Raw genomic sequence first — 19,290 nt, forward strand, 5'->3', positions numbered from 1 at the left:
GAACAGCACACTAAAAAAATTCCAAAAAAAAACCGGGATGTCTGGTAATCAGACGCCCCGGTTTTCAGTATTATATGTTGAGATATTTAATTTACAACTTAAATTTTTGATAATTCTGTAACTAAAGGTTAAGTTATTGAATTGCTGAAACTAAATAATCGATAATTTGCGTATCAGCTTTCGGCTCAATCGTTAACGGAAATAATGATTGAGCTCTTGGGATGAAGCCGCGTTCAATCATTTCAGTCACAACAGGTAAATCCACTAAGCCAGTTTTACCTACCAATAGATTATCCAGAGGATGTGTTTTACTTAATGCAACTATATCTCTAAAGCCTTTTAAATAAAGGTAGTCTTTAGTAAAACCGCCACCACGATAGGCTCTTGTCGCTAAGGTGAATGCTTGCTCTCTGCTTACTTGATAATTATCAATAAGGGCTTGGTATGTTTTAGTAAAGTCATTGTGTTCAAGCATAAACTTAACTGCCATTACACGCAGAGCCAACACTTTTAAGCGACTGAGAGTTAAGTTGCCAGAACAATACTCACTAAATATAGCTAAGCCTTCTTGAGTATGGGTATTACCCACTAACCCTAAGGAAAATACTTTCAGTTTTTGGTTTTTCGCATTGATGGTGGTTAACATATGTATGCCAAGCTCATGATAAGCAAATGCTTTTAATTCTTTTTCAGAAAATAACGCATCTTTATTGACCAGTAATAGGCCTTTTTCATTATTAACCATGGCTTTTGCCACTATGCGAGCTGACTTTTCTATCTTACATTTTAAGCCCCATTGTTTGGCTATTTCAGTAAAGTATTGCACCACATAATCGGCATTATGTATTGGCTCTTGGGCATCACCCTCAAGCATTGGTGCGCGCAATATAAATTCAGCATTGGCAATATCATTATCATCGGGTTCGCCATAATATTTTAATGAGTTATAGACAAAATCATCGTTACCAATAGAGCTAAGTAGGTCAATTTTTGTGGCGTAATTCTCAATGACATGACGATATAAATGATTAATATCAGGATCAATTATCTCATCAATCGCAAGCTTATAAAGCTTTTCTCTAAACTGGTGCGGATTGATGTTTAACTGTTTGTACCTAAATTGTGGGTTCTTTTGTGTTTTACTTGATAAAAATTTCTTACGTTCACTGGCAATATTAATCGGATTAATAAAGTTTAAGGTCTCTATTTTTCGGCACAAACTATATAATTTTTTATCAACTGCTAATATCTCAGGGGCTAGGGAAGAAGCGAGCATATCGACTTTACTAACGGATTTCTTCTTTGCATAACGGCGCATAAAGAATGCCGCGGTTTCTGAGATAGCATTCTTAATGCCTGCTTGTAACTCTTCTAAAACTAATGGATAAAGTTCACCATTAGTTTCATTCATAAATACTTTTTTGACCTCTACAGGCAATACCAAGGTATTATCGAAGTGTGCGTTAACATGGGTAATTAAATAACCTCGACCTTGAAATACTTCATTAGTTGCGGCTCGGGCATTAAGGTTTGGTAGTTCAATCTTATGCAACTGCTTTTCAAAATGATTAGCGATTGAACCCCAACGTTCAATATCTATTTGAGCAGAGCCGATATTAAATGTTGGCGTGTCTTGTTCGATGCGCTTGAAGTTATAAGAGTGAATATCAAAGACAATACTGTTTTTAAATTGTTTTTCAATTTTAGCTATAAGCGCCTCAAGTACATTATAAAAAGACTGGTGCTTAGCGTGACTCACTGCTCTTTGTTTAGGGGTTAGCGGTTTTTGCCAAACTTGTTTATCCCAAGCTGTTTTAAAATATGTTGAGAGCGTTTTTGCTCGATTTAAGTCATACTCAAATCGAGAATCATTACCACAAATAGTGATAGGGAAAGAAGATATTAGGTCGTAAGTATACGGATCTTCTTCATAAAAACGCTCATCATCGCTTAATAAAAAAGCTTTTTGTAAATCATCGCGCAGGTTATGGCCATTATGTATCGCTGCGCAGATAACAGGGCAATACTCATCAATTTTTATAATAAAAGCAGCGTTTTCTACTTCGGCATGAAAACACTCACCTTTATTAATCAGCGCAATACATTGTTTCTCAGATAGCGTGAGCATCTTTTATCGCCTTTCTAAATTCAGTTTTACGTAACGTTAATGCTTCTTTGGCGTTAATAACACTCTCGATAAAATCAATTACTTTCTTTTGTAATTTAACATTGTTTAAACGGTTAATACGCATGATGCCACCTGGGCTTTGCACGTTAACTTCAATCAGTTTTTCATTGATTAAATCAATGCCAACAAAATACAAACCATCGCGTACTAATTTAGGCCCAATATGCTTACAAAGCGCTTTTTCTTTTTTAGTTAAACTGTGCTTTACTACTGTGCCACCAGCATGGACATTTGAGCGAACTTCGCCATCTGAAGGAACACGTTTCATTGCCCCAATAGGCTCACCATTAAGCATTAAAACTCGTACATCACCGGCATCTGCCCCTTCCACATACTCTTGTAAAATAACGTAGTTACCACCTTTACCACTGTTAATGTAAAACTCTAATAGGGAATGGAAACTTTTTTGAGCGTGCTTTTCAACTAAGATAACACCAGCACCGCCATAGCCATCGAGGGGTTTCATGATCATTTTATCGGTTGCAGACTCACGCAATACTTCTTCTAAATAATCTGGTGTTTTAGATACATGAGTTACTGGAATAAATTTATTGTTAGGATCATCAAATGAGGCTGTGTACAACTTGTTATTGGCAATACGTAAACCGTCAATGTCATTCATGATGAACACTTCTTCACGCACCGAATCTAAAAAGTTTAAGGCGATTGGATCTAGTGGAGGGTTGGCACGCATAATAATAGTGTCAAAACCAGCAAGTGGCAGCCTTGATTTTTTAAACTTGGCTTTTTTATAAAATGAGACAATGTTTGCTGGTGTCGGCGCCTGAGAAAACACCTGACAAAATGCACTGGCAACTGAGTCGCGCATAGTTAAATTATTTGGTGTGGTGATTGCTACTGTATGACCGCGCGAAACACATTCGTGAATTAAACGTAAGGTAGAGTCTGTTTCAGGATCAATTTTATCCCACGGATACATCAAAAAGAGTATATTCATTTATAACGCCTTGCATAAGGCAGTCTTCAGAATTTCTTTGTAAAGAACTAGGTAAGTTTGCTAATGAAGACCGCAAAAGTTAAAAACAACTAAGTCATCTAGTTACTTTATATTTACTGGCTGAAAGCGAGTGTAACTGTGATGAAATAAACAATTAAAGCAAAAATCTAAATGATAATTAATGAAGATAAAGTTCTTCTACCATTTAATTTAGATCAATAATTTTAAAATGTAGAATTAATGAGTAAATATTTTTCAAAAGCTAATCTGCTTTTGTATTTATCTCTACATTCGATTTATTTGTTCTCCATTAAAAACAGCAAAACCGCTACCTTATAAGGGCTACAGCTAGGCTATTAAAAATAATAATTTACTTAAAGGCTGCATTAGAAGTGCATAAGTAAGACATTTATGAAGGGCTAAATCTAGCTCTATTCATATTTTGCTAATATTAAACGATTGTTAATACTGAAATCTACTAATAAATTGTATTTTTTAGTGCAAAAAAAAAGAGCATCAATAGATGCTCTTTAGACTTTAACTTAGAATAAATATAAAGGTTTACTTATTACAAATAAACTCAACAACATCAGCTATTTTTAATGTTTCTTTATCGCCTCCACGGCGGTGTTTGTATTCAACTTCTTCATTATCTAAATTACGTTCACCAACAATAATGCTGTGTGGAATACCGATTAATTCAGCATCTTTAAACATTACTCCTGGGCGTTCTTTTCTGTCATCAATAATAACTTCAACACCTGCAGCTAACAGTTCACTGTAAAGCTTTTCTGCTGTTTCTTTAACACGAGCAGACTTATGCATATTCATTGGCACAATAACTACTTTAAAAGGAGCAATAGCATCAGGCCAGATAATACCGTTTTCATCATGGTTTTGCTCAATTGCAGCAGCTACAATACGTGAAACACCAATGCCGTAACAACCCATGGTCATGGTTTGGTTTTTACCGTTGTCGTTTAATACCGCAGCGCCCATGGCTTTGGCATATTTATCACCTAATTGGAAAATATGGCCAACTTCAATGCCGCGCTTGATTGTTAAACTACCTTGACCACATGGGCTAGGGTCGCCTGCAACAATATTACGAATATCGGCAACTTCAAATTCAGTGATATCGCGTTCAAAGTTTGCGCCTGTGTAGTGGAAGCCTGTCTCGTTAGCACCACAAACAAAATCAGCTAAATGTGCAGCTGTTCTGTCAACTACTACACGAATATTTAAGCCTACCGGACCGATTGAACCAGCATCACAGCCAGCGGCATCTTGAATTTGAGCATCATTTGCAAACGTAAGTGGTGAAGCTATACCTGCAATTTTCTCTGCTTTAATTTCGTTGAGTTCATGGTCACCACGAAGTACTAAAGCGACTACAGGTGGTGTTTCACCGTCTTCACATTCACCTAAAACTAATAATGTTTTAGCCACTTGCGTTGCATCAACATTTAAGAAGCTAGATACTTCCTCAATGCTATGTACATTAGGCGTTGCAACTTTTTCTAACGCTTTAGTTGCAGCTGCACGTTCGCCTGCTGGCGCTAATGCTTCTGCTTTTTCAATGTTAGCGGCATAATCACTTGCATCACTAAAAGCAATATCATCTTCACCTGAATCGGCAAGTACATGGAATTCATGAGATGCATCACCACCAATTGAGCCGGTATCGGCTAATACTGGGCGGTAAACTAAACCTAAACGATCAAATATACGACAATATGCAGCATGAATTTTTTGGTAAGTCGCTTCTAAACACTCTTGATCTAAATGAAATGAGTAAGCATCTTTCATTAAGAACTCACGGCCACGCATTACACCGAAACGTGGACGAATTTCATCACGGAATTTAGTTTGAATTTGATAAACCGATAAAGGCAGTTGCTTGTAGCTGTTTAGCTCAAAGCTGATAAGCTTAGTGATAACTTCTTCATGAGTTGGGCCAAGTACAAATGAACGGTTGTGCCTGTCTTTAATACGAAGTAATTCTGGGCCGTAATCTTCCCAACGACCAGATTCTTCCCATAAATCAGCAGGTTGTACAAGTGGCATAAGCATTTCGATAACGCCTGCGCGGTCCATTTCCTCACGTACTATGTTTTCAACTTTCTTTAAAACCTTCAGGCCAGTGGGTAACCAAGTATATAACCCTGAAGCTACAGAGCGAACAAGGCCCGCACGTAACATATATTGATGACTGATAACTTCAGCATTTGCTGGCGTTTCTTTTAACGTAGAAAGTAGGTATTGGCTGGTACGCATTGCTGTACAATTCCGAATAAAATGAATAGAAAATTGTCGCTATTCTATCAGCCTCACGGGTAAGGAAAAAGCACAATTTGATGTTTTTGTCTTTTTAAATTGATTGAATACTATTAACTAATGTTTTCGGCGAATAAGGTTGCGCTTTAGGTTGTTGTGTTTATGGCATCGGCGGCGTATGTTTAACCACCACATAGAAGAATGATTATCTGTATCTGCTTGTTCAATCTCGTCAGAAACATTGCTATTTAAACTTTGATTTTCATCTTTTAACTCATCAAAATTTGAAATATCGTCAGCCATAATATAAAACCTGTGTGGTTAATTATTGTACAATTTTAAGCCATCATTAAGTTATTTTCAAATCACAATGTAAGGTGTTGAATTAGTAACAAAAAGGCCAGCGTCTATGCTGGCCTTAAAATTATTTTATATTGCTGCAACGTTATGAACTAGTTCTTTGTTGCTCTATTCTTTGCTTTTTAATCGCTTTACGCTGTTCAATGGTTTTAGCTGCGCCACTACCAATATGTTCTTCACCACGCTGTTTTGCCAGGTTCATTTGTTTTTCACGTTCGGCATAACGAGCACGTTGCTGGTCAGTTACTTTATTAATACAGCGATGACAGCTAACACCTTTTTCATATTCAGGTAGTTGCTTTTCTTTTTCAGTGATAGGCATTCGACATGCATGACATTGATCATATTTACCTTTCTCTAAAGAGTGATCAACCGCAACTCTGTCATCAAAAACAAAGCAATCGCCTTGCCACAGGGTATTCTCTTCTGGTACTTCTTCTAAGTATTTTAAAATCCCGCCTTCAAGGTGATAAACTTCTTCAAAACCTTGCTCTTTCATATAAGCAGTCGATTTTTCACAACGTATACCGCCGGTACAAAACATTGCCACTTTTTTATGTTTAGCAGGATCTAAATTATCTTTAACATATTGAGGAAACTCACGAAATGTTTCTGTATTTGGATTTACGGCATGCTTAAAAGTACCAATCTCAATTTCGTAATCGTTGCGTGTATCTACTAATAATACTTCAGGATCTGAAATAAGAGCATTCCAATCTTGTGGCTTTACATAAGTACCAACAACTTGCTTAGGGTCAATACCTTCAACACCCATGGTAACGATTTCTTTTTTTAGTTTAACTTTACAGCGTTTAAATGGAGGCTCTTGGGTAAATGATTCTTTGTGAGAAAGCTCGCTCAAACGCTCATCGCTTTTTAAAAAAGCTAAAACATTGTCTATGCCTTGACGTGAACCAGCTATAGTTCCGTTAATACCTTCTTTAGCAAGCAATAAAGTACCTTTGACATTATTTTCTTGCATGGTGTTATGGATAGGATTTCTTAATTGCTCAAAATTTTCGAGCGTGACAAATTTGTATAGTGCAGATACAACTATATTGGACATGGTATTTCCTCGTGCTGACCGGAACGTAAATCCGGCGCGGTTATTAAATTGTTTGCCTTTGTTATTTTATGTGATCAAGGCGGCGCAATTATACACAGCAAAGGACACAAAGCAAAATTAAGGGAAGGGGGTCTAGCTATTATTGCAGATTAATGCTGATAACCTCGCATTGGTTATCTTTAACTTGCCACCTTATATTTAAATCATATAAATTCATGCCATACTCTTGCATGTTTTTATTTAGCTTTTTATATGCAGGGCGAGGATCTTGCTTAAGCACTTGTGTGATCAATGTTTCCAATTCAGGGTAGTTAGAGGCTAGTGTATTTAATTCAATGCTTGCTTGTTCGCTAAAACTTACTAATAACTCTTGCTCTGGCGCTGTATTAGCCATGGCCGAATGGGCGCTTGCTATCGAGTCGCTATAAGGGATGTAAGGTTTTATATCCAAAACAGGTGTACCATCTAATAAATCTAAACCTGAGATGTTTAGGTAAATTTTACTTCCTTGCTTAACAACACCCTCTAGCTTGACTACTGACATTCCGATAGGGTTTGGTCTAAAAGTGGAGCGAGTAGATAACACCCCAGTTTTCTTATTGCCGCCTAAGCGGGGGGCTTTTACTAATGACTTCCAACCTTGTGCTTGGGTGGCATGAAAAACAAAGATTACCCACAAGTGACTGTGTTGCTCAATATCTCTAACAAGCTCAATATTACTATAGTCGGCAACCAATTCTATTTTTCCATGTGCGGCACTAACTAGACCCGGTTGGCGGGGAATGGCAAACTTCTGTTTATATGGAGAGTGTACAACTGCAATGGCATTAAAATTAAATGTAGGGCTGTTAGTCAAAATAGTCACTTTAAATAAATAGGCAGATTATTGTTTATCTACGACTTGATAAGCTTTGCCGTAACAAACCATCATTTCAAGACATTGCTGATCTTCAATTAGCGTACATGAGGTAAAAACAACTGCGTTTGCGTTTAATTGTGCAGCTTTTTTACGTGCTTGTGTTCTTGCATCTGCGGCATTAGCAGGCACGCTATTTTCTTTTGCTTTACAGCTTTCACCTTCGACAATGCCAACAAAATTAGATGGACCATTAAATTCATTTTCATCTTGGTAAACGGTTACCGAACCGGTAGCAAAGTAATTCTCAAAATTTTCGGCATCTAAATTTGTTTCTACCTCAACATTACTGCTACAGGCTGTAATTAAGCATAAAATAGTGAGGGGAATAACATAGCTGCGTTGAAATTTATTGATTATATTTAGTGGCTTCATAAAAGTGTCATATTAAGTTGCTAAGTTAGTTGCAAGCGTACACGTACCCCGTGCAATCGTTTATACCAATTTATTGGTGTTAGCTAATGCCATGCATTAGCTTTTTTTATTTTAGATGTTTGAGAATAATTTTTTCTATATCTGCAAGCATAAATGGTTTTGATAAAAAGTCATTCATTCCCGACGTTATACATTTTTCCATATGCTCTTTTTGGGCATCCGCGGTTAATGCGATAATGGGTAAATCATCATATTGAGCTTGTGCTCTTATTTTTTGAGTTGCTTCATGTCCATCCATTACTGGCATATGAACATCCATAAAAATCATCCGATATTGATTTTTTTCAACTGCCGCAAGCGCTTGCTGACCATCCTCAACAATATCAACTTGTATACCAAGTTTTTCAAGTAATCCTTTGGCTACTATCTGGTTTAGTTTAAAGTCTTCAGCAAGTAATACTTTAATGCCATTAAATGCTTTATCTTCATTAATATCTTTTGAGCTCGGGGCCTGTATTTTTAATAGGTTTAGTATTTCTGCAAAAATCAGCGGGCAATGAATATTTACCTTATCGCTTTTATAACTAAACTGCTCTCTGTGCTCTGTTTGGTTGATATTGGTTAAAGTGACCAAGTTGACTTTTTCACTTTCTAATATTGCTTTGTGTTGCTGTGCAATTTTTGCCACTGTGCTTGTTGTTAATGAGTGGCAATCGATAATTACTAGGCTATCTTGCTTAAATTCTTCTATTTCTTGTTCTAACTGCTCGATTGAACGAAGGGTGAGCTCTAAGTCATAAAATTTAGCATTCGAGTCACATAGCTGTTGATGATGTTCATTATCTGAATAGAGTACAACCGGCATTTTATTTAATTCAACCGCAGTGTTGTTTAACTCTTTAATAATAGGCAAGGCGAGGGTGAAGGTACTGCCCTTATTAAGTGTAGATGTAACCGTTAACTGGCCATTCATTAATGCAGTTAAACTATTACAAATAGTTAAACCTAAACCTGTGCCACCAAATTTACGCGTAACTGAGTTATCAGCTTGTGAGAATGGCTTGAATATATGCTCAAGTTGCTCATTACTTAAACCAACACCTGTATCGATAACTGACAGTAATAATTGCTCGTTTTCAGTGCTTAATTTTATTGTAATACTACCTTGCTCGGTAAACTTTATCGCATTTGAGGTTAAGTTCATTAATACTTGCCCGATACGGATAGGATCGCCGTAAAACTGCGTTGGTAGCTCTGCTGGTATGTCGTATATTAGCTCTAAGTTTTTGTCACTTGCTTGAATTGCTAGGACATTGCTAATGCGATCAAATAATGTTTTTAGGTTAAATTCAATAGTCTCAATATGCAGCTTTTCTGAGTCAATTTTTGAAAAATCTAATATGTCATTGAGGATATCTAATAATTGCTGAGCGGATAATAAAATTTTATCAACGTAGGCTTGTTCTTCAACGCCCAATTTTTGTTGCTGCAATAATTGGCTTAGGCCTATTATGCCATTCATTGGAGTACGGATCTCATGGCTCATGTTTGCTAAAAACTCACCGCGACTCTTATTGGCTGACTGAGCTTGATGCTTAGCTTGCTCTGCAAGTGCTGTTTGAGCTTCAAAACGAGATAAAGTTTGCGCTATATCCCCCTGCATTTGCTGCATCGACTTTGCAAGCAAGGTAATATCGGCAGTATCTGTTGTAATTTTTACTTCACTAGAAAAATCACCTTTAGCAATTTTCTTTGCATAGCAAGTTAATGCCGTAAGTGGACTGCTTACATTTTTGATTAAAAAGAAGCGTATTGATAAAAGCGTTAATAAAAACGTAATTTGTAAAAGTAATTTAGTGAACTTAGCCCATTTTATTTGCTGCTCTAATTTTGATGTTTGTTGAAAATGCCATTTATCGTAAGCAGATTCAAAAACGTCAACTTGTTCCATCATTTCACTTTTTAGTTTTAAATAGTGCTTACCATACAACAAGGTTAACGCTTGTTCTTTACCAGAACGTTGATCTTTATTATATAAATTAATAGCTTGTAGCTCTATTTGGTTTATATTGTCGGTAAGTCCCACGGCATTTTTTAAAATTAACAAATGCTCTTCTGGCGTGATCAAGCTGCTAATTATGTCTAGTAGTGGCACTTCTCTGCTTATGCTTCGTTCTGCTCGGGTATGAAGTTTATCCCAGTAAATACTAAAATAATGCTCGGGGCGAGGGCGCTTACCACTATGAATATCTAATATTTCATTAAAATATCTTTCGTAAGTTTTATCTCCTGTAACTACGTAGGTGCGCGAGGTTCTGGTTAGTTTGTTTGAGGTATCACGGACTTGCGCTGACAACTCCATTATTGCTAGGCGGTCGTTTTGTAAGTCACTTAGTTGCTGCTCTGAATGTTGGTAAAAATAAAATGCTGAAATATTTGCCGTGATAACAAATAGTAGGAGTAGAAAAATACCGTTGAAAAAGCGATTTATAGTCATAAAAACAACAAGTGGTTAATAAGTATTATTGATTCTAAGTTTATCATTAGATTACTTTTTTTGCATTATCAACGTTATTTTGCCTATAAAAAAAGCCGCAAAGCGGCTTTTTTATAATAATGTTAGCTGAGAATATTATTATGCAGACTTTTTACTCGCAATATATTCTTTAACCATTTGTTCTACGATATCCATAGGTAGAGGACCATTTTTTAAGTAAACATCATGGAATTCGCGAATATCGAATTTTTCACCCAACTCTGTTTTAGCCATATCTCGTAAGCGTAAAATCTCTAGCATACCTACTTTGTATGCGGTTGCTTGAGAAGGCATTACCGCGTGGCGCTCAACCATTTTAATCGCATCTGATTTAGCGTTTGGTGTATTTTCTACGTAGTAGTTAATACTTTCTTCACGGGTCCATTTTTTAACATGCATACCTGTATCAACTACTAAACGACAAGCACGCCATAATTCCATAGCTAAACGTCCAAAGTCAGAATAAGGGTCAGAGTACATGCCAATCTCTTTCGGTAAAAACTCAGTGTATAAGCCCCAACCTTCGCTATAAGCTGTGTAACCACTGAACTTTCTGAATGTAGGAATACCTTCAAGCTCTTGAGAAATCGCTAATTGCATATGATGACCAGGAATACCTTCGTGGTAAGCTAGAGCTTCCATTTGGTAAGTAGGCATTGCCTTCATGTCATATAGGTTCGCGTAGTACATACCAGGACGGCTTCCGTCTGGTGCTGGGCGGTTGTAAAAAGCTTTACCTGCTGACTTTTCACGGAATGCTTCAACTCGCTTCACGATTAAATCGGCTTTAGGTTTAACTAAAAACAATTCATCTAAATGAGTTTTCATCGTATCGATATAAGCCGTAGCTTCATCTAAATAGCGTTGCTTACCTGCTTCCGTATTTGGGTAGTAGAATTGGTCATCATTACGCATGAATTCCATAAACGCAGCTAAATCACCTTTGAAACCAACTTTATCTTTAATTACACGCATCTCTTCATGAATACGAGCAACTTCGTTAAGGCCTGTTTGGTGGATTTCTTCCGCGGTAAATTTAGTTGTCGTCGTTTTCGCTAAAGCATTGTTATAGAACACATCACCTTCTGGGAATTTCCATGCGCCAGCATCAGCTGTTGACTTAGCTTCTAGCTCGATTAAGTAGTCAACAAGATCTTGATACGCAGGACGTACTTTAGTAAGTAATGCAGTACTTGCTTGGTTAAGTAATTCAGATTTCGCACTTTCTTCTATTTCTAAAGCATTAACTTTCTTTTTAAAGTCAGCTAAAAGAGTAGAATCATCGCCGTTATCAAATGGTGCGCCAGCAATTAAGTTTTGAGAATCACGAATTACATGAGGGAAAACAAAACTTGGTGCGATAATGCCCATGTCTTCACGAATTTTTAATTGAGTGATCAATTGCTCAATTACTACATCAATACCATTTAAACGACTAACATAAGCATTAGCTTCGTCTAAATTTTTAACTGTGTGTTGATTGATTAAGAATGAAGGTACATTTGAGTGAGTACCAAACATTTGGTTAACTGGGTAGTTATGGTAGCGCCATTTATAATCAGCTATTTCTCTTTCCATTGACTGTTTTGCCAATGTGTAGCTGATTTTTGTTTGCTCATCTAAAGCGTCGTAGTCAAAAGTTTGTAATTGCGCTAAATTATCTTTAGTTATTTGCAGCTCTTTCTCAGCATTCGCTTCTGAATTGTCATCCCACTTATCGTAATCATCTTTAATACCTAAGTAAGTTTGGTATTGTGGAGAGCGCATAACTGCATCCATAAACGACTTTTCAAAGAAGGCATTTAAACGCGCTGATTCAGTTTCAACTTGTGTTGCAGTTTGCACTTGCTCTGTAGTTTTTGTTTCAGGTGCAGTCGTGTTATTACAACCCCCGATAAATGCAGCAGACAATGCTAATGCGACAATAGACTTTTTAACTTGCATATTAACTCTCTATAGATTCTATATTTATTTACTATTACTTAGCTCATAACTTATTACAAAACAGCACTAAGTGTAATCTTGAATGTTAAGTTACGCGATAAACACACAAATTTACAGGTTGTGTGACATATAGTTACAATTTTCGTGGTAGAGAGTGTAATGAAATCGATACTGTTATAGCAACTTTATTAATTAACTATCGATTTTAACAAGTAAAAATCGATAGTTAATCGCTTAAGTTGAAAGTATTTTTAGAAGGTGTTAGTAAATTAACCTTGGCGCTTTAGGTTCGGCTAACTCAATTTTAGAAGGCGTATCTTCACCATTTATTAAAGATTTGGAGCCCATTGCAATCGACTTTATTACATCCGTCATTTGAGCTAAATCGAGAGATGCTAAATCATCACTCGCTTGATGATAATCTTCATCATTACTTATTTGAGTACTAGAAAAACTATGGGCAGCAACCCCAAGTTTTGCCAGTGAAGCATTGTCTGAGCGATAAAATAGTCCATATTTTAAATAAGGGTCAGCATAAACTTGGCTATCATTAGGTTTTAAGTTCTTATTGAAAATATCAGCTAAGTTAGAACGTTCAAACCCTGTCATCCAGTATTTTCCTGCACCAAACTCAGACGCTTTACCGATCATTTCAATATTAATCATGGCTTTGATTTTGTCTGCATCAATAAAGTCAGTAAAATATTTTGAACCAATCAAGCCACTTTCTTCAGCAGTGAAGGTGACAAACATAATGCTACGTTTATGTTCAGTTTGACTAAAGTGGCGGGCTAAATTTAATACCGCAGTAACACCAGATGCATCATCATTTGCGCCATTATAAATCTTATCTGCATTTGAATTTTGTTTAACACCTAAATGGTCATGATGAGCCGAAAATATTATAAACTCATCCGCCTTTTCGGTTCCTGGTAATACTGCGACCATGTTAGCGACATTCATTTTATTTTGCGTAACTTTGGCTAAAACCTTAAGGCTAGTCACTTTAGGTAAGTCGGTAAGAGCGAGTACTAGGCTAGAACGCTGTTTTTGTGACGTTGTTTTTATACCACGTTGAAATGATTTTTGATAACGAGTAAATAGCTCAGCATGGTTTGGGTGCACTAATACTAGGGCATTATCTCCTTGGCTATTTAAGTTATTCATTACCTCTTTAATATCATCATCTGCTGATACAGAAACCACATTAACTTTTTGCTCGTTCCAATCGATAGTTGGCGCAGTCCCGATAAATGCGAGATTTTCTTTCGCTATTGATTCGTTATTTAGAGTGACATTAATTTCTGTAGGTAAAAAATGATGAAGTTGGAACTTTTGTTTAAAACTCTCATTGTTACCATAATATTTTAAACCAAGGCTTTTAAATTGAGCGGCAATGTAATCCTCCGCCTCCAAGATCCCTTGGCTGCCTATACTTCGACCTTGGCGTTGATCTGAGGCTAAAAATTGCATGTCTTGTTCGACAGCGTGTAAGTTGATGGTTTTATCAATACTCGTATTGCTACTTGGACTATATGTCGCATTTACCTGTGAGGTAAATAAACAGGTTGTCGCAACAACAGAGAGTAAAATTTGGCGAGTTTTCATCATTATTCTTATTCTGATTATTTTATTTCGAGTAGTTTTTCAGGTTCAATGTGCACTGTGTGTTCATTATTACCTAACCAAACTTGGCCTGAATCTATAGAGCATTGCAAGTCCATAGTACGAGAGTGTAATTGCAGTAATTGCTCACAGGTATTCTCATCTATATGAGTGATAGATAAATTATTAAAACCGCCAAGCTTATTTTGAATTTTTTGCCACCAAGTATCTGCTGATGATCCATAAGTGTATAAGTGCATTTTCTTGGCGCGAGAGCAGCCTTTCTTGATACGCTTTTCATCAATTTGACCAAGTTCAACCCAAAGTTGTAAAACATCGGAGTAATCTTTTAGCCAAATTTCAGGCTCGTCGTCTTCACTTAAACCTTTGGTAAATTGTAAACCTTCTTGGGCGTTAAGAATAAAGGCAAGAATACGTACCATTAATCTGTGCTCTGTTTCTGATGGGTGTCTTGCTATCGTTAAATTGATAGTGTCGTAATAATGCCTGTCCATATCAGAAAGCTGGATGGTCGCTTTATATATCGTTGCTTTTAAAGCCATAATTTTTATTAAAATAAACTAATGGGTAATTAGTCTTCTTTCGCCTGTATTAATTCGATGGCGTATCCATCTGGGTCTTTTACAAAAGCGATTTCGGTAGTACCGCCTTTAACGGGGCCTGGCTCGCGAGTGATCACGCCGCCTAAGGTTTTTATTTTTTCACACGCCCGATATACATTATCAACTTCAATAGCAATATGGCCAAAAGCCTCGCCAAGATCGTAATCGGTTACGCCCCAGTTATAGGTCAATTCAAGTACGGTGGAGTGTGCTATATCGTCGTAGCCAAGGAAAGCTAAGGTGTATTGATACTGTTCATTTTCACTGCGTTTTAATAAGCGCATACCAAGAACATCTTGATAAAAACTTATAGAGCGCTCCAAATCACCTACTCTGAGCATGGTATGTAAAATTCGCATGTCGATTTCCTATTCTAAAATTCTTCTGCGATCACTTTTAACAGTTTTACTCTACATTATCAACGGTTTTACCTGTTGCTAATTTGCTAGTGTTCGATAAGTGCTCAATATTGGCCTTAACCTCAATATTCGTCCTGCTAAAGGAAAATTAAGACAAGTAATATTGTGGTGAAAAAGCTCAATTAAAGATTAAATTTTTAAAAATAGGAATTTTGACTACACTTATGGATTCACTTTTTCACCTTTTAGGGATGCCGTGAGCTCTATACATTATTCACATGATCAACTATTTTTCACCAGGCTATCTGCGGGTATATCTGTATTTATCGTTTTTTGTTTTGCACTCCATGCATATAAAGGTTTTGTTGATATAGCAACTACACCTATATGGGTACATTTACACGGCTTCGTCTTTATCGCTTGGCTATTGCTGTTTGTTGTTCAAAACTATCTCATTTTACAAGGGAAACTTGTCTTTCATCGTAAGATGGGAAGGGCTGGTTGTTTCCTGTTAGTCTTAATGTTTATATCAGGGATATATACCACAATAACAGCGGTATCTTTGGGGAGAGTCCCCCCTTTGTTTGATAATGCTTATTTTCTTGCTTTAGGGCTTATTGATATAACCAGTTTTTTTTGTATTGTTTTATTTTCCGTTTATCAGCGAGCTGATACTCACGCCCACCGCAGGTGGATGCTTGTTGCTACTATAATCTTAATGGAGCCAGCACTCGGTCGAGTATTGCCTTTTGATCTTCTTGGCGTTTATTTTTCTTGGGCGCAACGCTTTTGCCAATTGTTAGTGATTGCAATTGCGGTTATTCATGACATTAGAGTCTATAACAAGGCTCATTCTGTCTGGTGGTGGGGAGCAGCCATTATACTAACTTCGCATTTTATAATCTTATTTTTAAGTCAGTCTTCTATTTTTATAAATTTAAGTAATTCAATAGCTATGTAGATATCTTATAATTGGTCGTAGCTTAAATTGATATTTAGCTATTCAGTTTTATCTTTATACTCACATAAGTCTTCGATGATACAGGCACCGCATCGAGGCTTTCTTGCTACACAAGTATAACGGCCATGCAGGATAAGCCAGTGATGTACGTCTACTTTAAACTCGGCAGGTACAACCTTTAAAAGCTTTTGCTCAACTTCTACCACATTCTTACCCATGGCAAATTTAGTGCGGTTTGATACGCGATCTATATGAGTATCAACTGCTATAGTCGGCCAGCCAAAAGCGGTGTTAAGCACAACGTTGGCGGTTTTTCGTCCAACTCCCGGTAGTGCCTCTAATGCTTCTCTATTTTCAGGTACTTCGCCGCCATGCAAATCAACCAACATCTGGCAAGTTTTGATGGTGTTAACCGCTTTGGTATTAAATAAGCCAATGGTTTTTATATAATCTTTAAGCTTATCTAAGCCCAAATCTAAAATCGCTTGTGGGGTATTTGCCACAGGATAAAGTTTGTCAGTTGCTTTATTAACGCTAACATCTGTAGCTTGTGCTGAGAGCAAAACCGCAATTAATAACTCAAACGGTGATGAGAAATTTAACTCTGTTTCAGGTTTAGGGTTATCATCACGAAAACGAGTGAGTATCTCTATTCTTTTTTGTTTATTCATCGATAATTCTTTATTTTTATTGTTGGCAACATCAACTGAGCTAATGCTTAGCCTTCAAAGTTTACTCTGACACGTTCAATGGTTTTGTCAGTTTCTACTTTCGGCTGCTTTTTCTCGATGTAAGCATCAATGGCATTTTTACCAGCAATTAAAAAACCCATCGCGATAAATGCACCTGGGGGTAATATCGCGAGTAAGAATTTACTGTCAAAAGTAAATATTTCAATTCTAAGTACGCTTGCCCAATCACCTAATAGCAGATCTGCACCGTCAAACAGCGTGCCCTGACCAAGGATTTCACGGATACCGCCAAGTAGTATTAATACCAAAGCAAAACCTAATCCCATCATAAAACCGTCAAAACTTGCTTGTTTAACTGGGTTTTTAGAGGCGTATGCTTCAGCTCGTCCGATAATAGCGCAGTTAGTTACTATTAGAGGTAAAAAGATACCAAGAGATTGGTACAAACCAAAGGTATATGCATTCATTAATAACTGTACGCAGGTTACGAACGCGGCAATAATTAATACAAAAATTGGGATACGAACTTCTTTAGGTACCCAATTACGAATAGCGGAAACGGTAGCGTTAGAACAAACTAAAACTAATAATGTTGCCAAGCCTAAACCTATAGCATTAGTAAGGGTCGTGGTTACAGCAAGTAAAGGACATAAGCCAAGTAACTGCACTAGGCCAGGATTGTTTTTCCATAATCCTTGCCAAGTTAACTCTTTATATTCATTACGCTCAGTCATTGCTTTCTCCACATGTTGAAGTTGGCGCAGCTAAAATGTCGTCTTTATTTTCATTAAAAAATAGCGCAGTATTTTTTACTGCTTTAACAACAGCTCTTGGAGTGATTGTTGCGCCCGTAAATTGGTCAAACATACCACCATCTTTTTTTACAGCCCAGCGTAAATCATTCACCGATTCAACGGTTTTATTATCGAAGCTGTATATCCAATCATTTTTTCTGGTTTCTATTTTATCACCTAAGCCTGGAGTTTCTTGGTGTTTAAGTACTCGCACACCACTAACACTGCCATCGACATTTAAGGCGACCATTAAGTTGATTTTACCATTATAGCCATCAGGAGCTGTTGATGTGATGGCAACAGCTACCGGAATATTATCCATGCGGGCTATATAAGCTGTTTGTTGTTCTGTATTGCCTAAGTAGTCATTGCCTTGAATAATTTGGCAGTCATGATAAAGATCGTTATTTAAACTCATCGCAGGAATAACTTCATATAAGGTATTAAGTAATTGCTGTTGTTGCTGGCGCATAATTGTATCTTTGGTAAACCAGCTTACTAAGCTAACCAGAGCTGTACAGGCAATGGCGAATAAGGCTAAAACTTTGGCATTATTTTGAACTGCTACTTTCATTTTAGTTTACTCCCTTATGCCCATAAGTGCGGGGACGACAGTATTGGTCGATGAGTGGCACAGCCATGTTACAAAGTAAAACGGCAAATGCTATCGCATCAGGGTAACCCCCAAATTTACGAATTAAATATACTAAAAGGGCAGCTAACACGGCATAAAGTACACGGCCTTTTTTGGTGGTAGCTGCAGAAACAGGATCGGTTAAAATGAAAAACGCTCCAAGCATGGTGCCACCAGAAAGCCAGTGGAACATGGTTGATGCACTGCTGTCTGGGCTTATCGTATAAGCGATGAACGAAAATACTAACAATGCCCCAAGAAAACTTACAGGAATAACCCAATCAATAGCCTTTTTAGCAATAAGTAGTATTCCGCCTAATAAAAAGCCGATGTTGACCCATTCCCAGCCAAGACCTATAAATTCGCCAAATACAGGGTTAGCAAAGCTCTCGTTTACAGTTAAACCTAAAGTTAAATCTGTTTTTAAAGTATCTAAAGGTGTTGCCATCGTAATACCATCAACACTCATTCTTATCTGTTCAACAGAGAAACCTTCCCAAGTGTAGCCGGTTAAAATCAGCCAAAAATGATTAAATAAACTGATATCTTCTACTAATAAACTGCTGACAGGTTGCCATGAGGTCATTTCTAATGGGAACGAAATTAACAATAAAACATAAGCCGCCATTGCCGGATTAAATAGGTTAAAGCCTAAACCGCCATAGAGTTGCTTAACAACACAAATTGCAAATATGCTTCCGATGGCGGTGATCCACCATGGTGCTAAAGAAGGTACGCTAATACCAATAAGCAATCCTGTTAATACCGCAGAGAAGTCAGTTATTTGCGATTTAATATTTTTGTCTCTAGCAGCTAAAAATGTAATTTCTGCAAGTACAGCAAATAAAATTGCTAGCGCTATTTGAATTATTGTGCCCCAACCAAAAAAATACCATTGTGCAAATACACCGGGGATCGCAGCTAAAATAACGAGTCGCATTAAAGATGGCGTGGCAGCTTTGATGTGATTATGAGGGGAACTTGCTATCCAAAATGTCATAA

The 19,290-nt window shown here is 37.1% G+C and carries 17 protein-coding genes; 1 reads left to right on the forward strand and 16 read right to left on the reverse strand.

Annotation, left to right across the window (positions count from 1 at the left end; all coding sequences use genetic code 11):
• Nucleotides 1–133: 133 nt before the first annotated feature.
• From FNN08_RS02015 to gloA, 12 genes are all read right to left on the reverse strand, one after another.
• The gene (locus FNN08_RS02015) at nt 134–2,128 is read right to left on the reverse strand and encodes a flavohemoglobin expression-modulating QEGLA motif protein (protein WP_143582992.1); all 1,995 of its coding nucleotides are present in this window, start codon (nt 2,126–2,128) and stop codon (nt 134–136) included.
• Entirely contained in the window at nt 2,112–3,146 is a 1,035-nt protein-coding gene (gene gshB, locus FNN08_RS02020) for a glutathione synthase (RefSeq protein ID WP_143582994.1), read from the reverse strand. The genes FNN08_RS02015 and gshB overlap by 17 nt, the downstream gene beginning before the upstream one ends.
• Nucleotides 3,147–3,707: 561 nt before the next feature.
• Nucleotides 3,708–5,423, reverse strand: coding sequence for a proline--tRNA ligase (locus tag FNN08_RS02025; RefSeq protein ID WP_143582996.1), 1,716 nt, complete (start codon nt 5,421–5,423; stop codon nt 3,708–3,710).
• A 117-nt stretch (nt 5,424–5,540) separates the two neighbouring features.
• Complete coding sequence (locus tag FNN08_RS02030; RefSeq protein WP_143582998.1) at nt 5,541–5,726, reverse strand: hypothetical protein; 186 nt, start codon at nt 5,724–5,726, stop codon at nt 5,541–5,543.
• Between the two features lie 142 nt (nt 5,727–5,868).
• Complete coding sequence (locus FNN08_RS02035) at nt 5,869–6,849, reverse strand: rhodanese-related sulfurtransferase (RefSeq protein WP_143582999.1); 981 nt, start codon at nt 6,847–6,849, stop codon at nt 5,869–5,871.
• 139 nt (nt 6,850–6,988) lie between these two features.
• A complete protein-coding gene (gene tsaA, locus FNN08_RS02040; RefSeq protein ID WP_143583001.1) occupies nt 6,989–7,705 on the reverse strand; it encodes a tRNA (N6-threonylcarbamoyladenosine(37)-N6)-methyltransferase TrmO in 717 nt (238 codons plus the stop codon).
• Between the two features lie 27 nt (nt 7,706–7,732).
• On the reverse strand, nt 7,733–8,140 hold the full coding sequence (gene rcsF / locus FNN08_RS02045) for an Rcs stress response system protein RcsF (RefSeq protein ID WP_143583003.1): 408 nt from the start codon (nt 8,138–8,140) through the stop codon (nt 7,733–7,735).
• Between the two features lie 106 nt (nt 8,141–8,246).
• The gene (locus FNN08_RS02050) at nt 8,247–10,637 is read right to left on the reverse strand and encodes an ATP-binding protein (RefSeq protein WP_143583005.1); all 2,391 of its coding nucleotides are present in this window, start codon (nt 10,635–10,637) and stop codon (nt 8,247–8,249) included.
• Nucleotides 10,638–10,775: 138 nt separating this feature from the next.
• Nucleotides 10,776–12,620: a DUF885 domain-containing protein gene (locus FNN08_RS02055; RefSeq protein ID WP_143583006.1), complete on the reverse strand. Its 1,845-nt coding sequence runs from the start codon at nt 12,618–12,620 to the stop codon at nt 10,776–10,778.
• A 261-nt stretch (nt 12,621–12,881) separates the two neighbouring features.
• Nucleotides 12,882–14,228, reverse strand: a complete 1,347-nt coding sequence (locus FNN08_RS02060) for a M28 family metallopeptidase (protein WP_185962544.1) — start codon at nt 14,226–14,228, stop codon at nt 12,882–12,884.
• A gap of 17 nt (nt 14,229–14,245) precedes the next feature.
• Nucleotides 14,246–14,788 carry a YaeQ family protein gene (locus tag FNN08_RS02065; protein WP_143583010.1) on the reverse strand — a complete coding sequence of 181 codons (543 nt, stop codon included), beginning with the start codon at nt 14,786–14,788 and terminating at the stop codon, nt 14,246–14,248.
• Nucleotides 14,789–14,817: 29 nt separating this feature from the next.
• Entirely contained in the window at nt 14,818–15,207 is a 390-nt protein-coding gene (gene gloA / locus FNN08_RS02070; protein WP_143583012.1) for a lactoylglutathione lyase, read from the reverse strand.
• Nucleotides 15,208–15,463: 256 nt separating this feature from the next.
• Between gloA and FNN08_RS02075 the strand changes: the two genes are divergently transcribed.
• Complete coding sequence (locus FNN08_RS02075; protein WP_143583015.1) at nt 15,464–16,168, forward strand: hypothetical protein; 705 nt, start codon at nt 15,464–15,466, stop codon at nt 16,166–16,168.
• Nucleotides 16,169–16,206: 38 nt separating this feature from the next.
• Here FNN08_RS02075 and nth read toward each other — a convergent pair whose 3' ends face one another.
• From nth to rsxD, 4 genes are read right to left on the reverse strand one after another with little or no spacing between them, the layout of a single operon-like run.
• Nucleotides 16,207–16,839, reverse strand: a complete 633-nt coding sequence (gene nth / locus FNN08_RS02080) for an endonuclease III (protein ID WP_143583017.1) — start codon at nt 16,837–16,839, stop codon at nt 16,207–16,209.
• Between the two features lie 47 nt (nt 16,840–16,886).
• Nucleotides 16,887–17,594 carry an electron transport complex subunit E gene (locus FNN08_RS02085; protein WP_143583019.1) on the reverse strand — a complete coding sequence of 236 codons (708 nt, stop codon included), beginning with the start codon at nt 17,592–17,594 and terminating at the stop codon, nt 16,887–16,889.
• Nucleotides 17,587–18,228, reverse strand: coding sequence for an electron transport complex subunit RsxG (gene rsxG / locus FNN08_RS02090; RefSeq protein WP_143583021.1), 642 nt, complete (start codon nt 18,226–18,228; stop codon nt 17,587–17,589). Before rsxG ends, FNN08_RS02085 begins: the two co-directional genes overlap by 8 nt.
• 1 nt (nt 18,229) lies before the next feature.
• Nucleotides 18,230–19,288, reverse strand: coding sequence for an electron transport complex subunit RsxD (gene rsxD, locus FNN08_RS02095; RefSeq protein ID WP_143583023.1), 1,059 nt, complete (start codon nt 19,286–19,288; stop codon nt 18,230–18,232).
• Between the last annotated feature and the right edge of the window lie 2 nt (nt 19,289–19,290).

This window comes from Thalassomonas sp. M1454, assembly GCF_007097525.1.
Lineage (GTDB): Bacteria > Pseudomonadota > Gammaproteobacteria > Enterobacterales > Alteromonadaceae > Thalassotalea_A.

Bases quoted from the DNA above. Each gene is read 5' to 3' on its own strand.
- FNN08_RS02015 (WP_143582992.1), bottom strand. From the start codon at position 2,128: ATGCTCACGCTATCTGAGAAACAATGTATTGCGCTGATTAATAAAGGT.
- gshB (WP_143582994.1), bottom strand. From the start codon at position 3,146: ATGAATATACTCTTTTTGATGTATCCGTGGGATAAAATTGATCCTGAA.
- FNN08_RS02025 (WP_143582996.1), bottom strand. From the start codon at position 5,423: ATGCGTACCAGCCAATACCTACTTTCTACGTTAAAAGAAACGCCAGCA.
- FNN08_RS02030 (WP_143582998.1), bottom strand. From the start codon at position 5,726: ATGGCTGACGATATTTCAAATTTTGATGAGTTAAAAGATGAAAATCAA.
- FNN08_RS02035 (WP_143582999.1), bottom strand. From the start codon at position 6,849: ATGTCCAATATAGTTGTATCTGCACTATACAAATTTGTCACGCTCGAA.
- rcsF (WP_143583003.1), bottom strand. From the start codon at position 8,140: ATGAAGCCACTAAATATAATCAATAAATTTCAACGCAGCTATGTTATT.
- FNN08_RS02050 (WP_143583005.1), bottom strand. From the start codon at position 10,637: ATGACTATAAATCGCTTTTTCAACGGTATTTTTCTACTCCTACTATTT.
- FNN08_RS02055 (WP_143583006.1), bottom strand. From the start codon at position 12,620: ATGCAAGTTAAAAAGTCTATTGTCGCATTAGCATTGTCTGCTGCATTT.
- FNN08_RS02060 (WP_185962544.1), bottom strand. From the start codon at position 14,228: ATGAAAACTCGCCAAATTTTACTCTCTGTTGTTGCGACAACCTGTTTA.
- FNN08_RS02065 (WP_143583010.1), bottom strand. From the start codon at position 14,788: ATGGCTTTAAAAGCAACGATATATAAAGCGACCATCCAGCTTTCTGAT.
- gloA (WP_143583012.1), bottom strand. From the start codon at position 15,207: ATGCGAATTTTACATACCATGCTCAGAGTAGGTGATTTGGAGCGCTCT.
- nth (WP_143583017.1), bottom strand. From the start codon at position 16,839: ATGAATAAACAAAAAAGAATAGAGATACTCACTCGTTTTCGTGATGAT.
- FNN08_RS02085 (WP_143583019.1), bottom strand. From the start codon at position 17,594: ATGACTGAGCGTAATGAATATAAAGAGTTAACTTGGCAAGGATTATGG.
- rsxG (WP_143583021.1), bottom strand. From the start codon at position 18,228: ATGAAAGTAGCAGTTCAAAATAATGCCAAAGTTTTAGCCTTATTCGCC.
- rsxD (WP_143583023.1), bottom strand. From the start codon at position 19,288: ATGACATTTTGGATAGCAAGTTCCCCTCATAATCACATCAAAGCTGCC.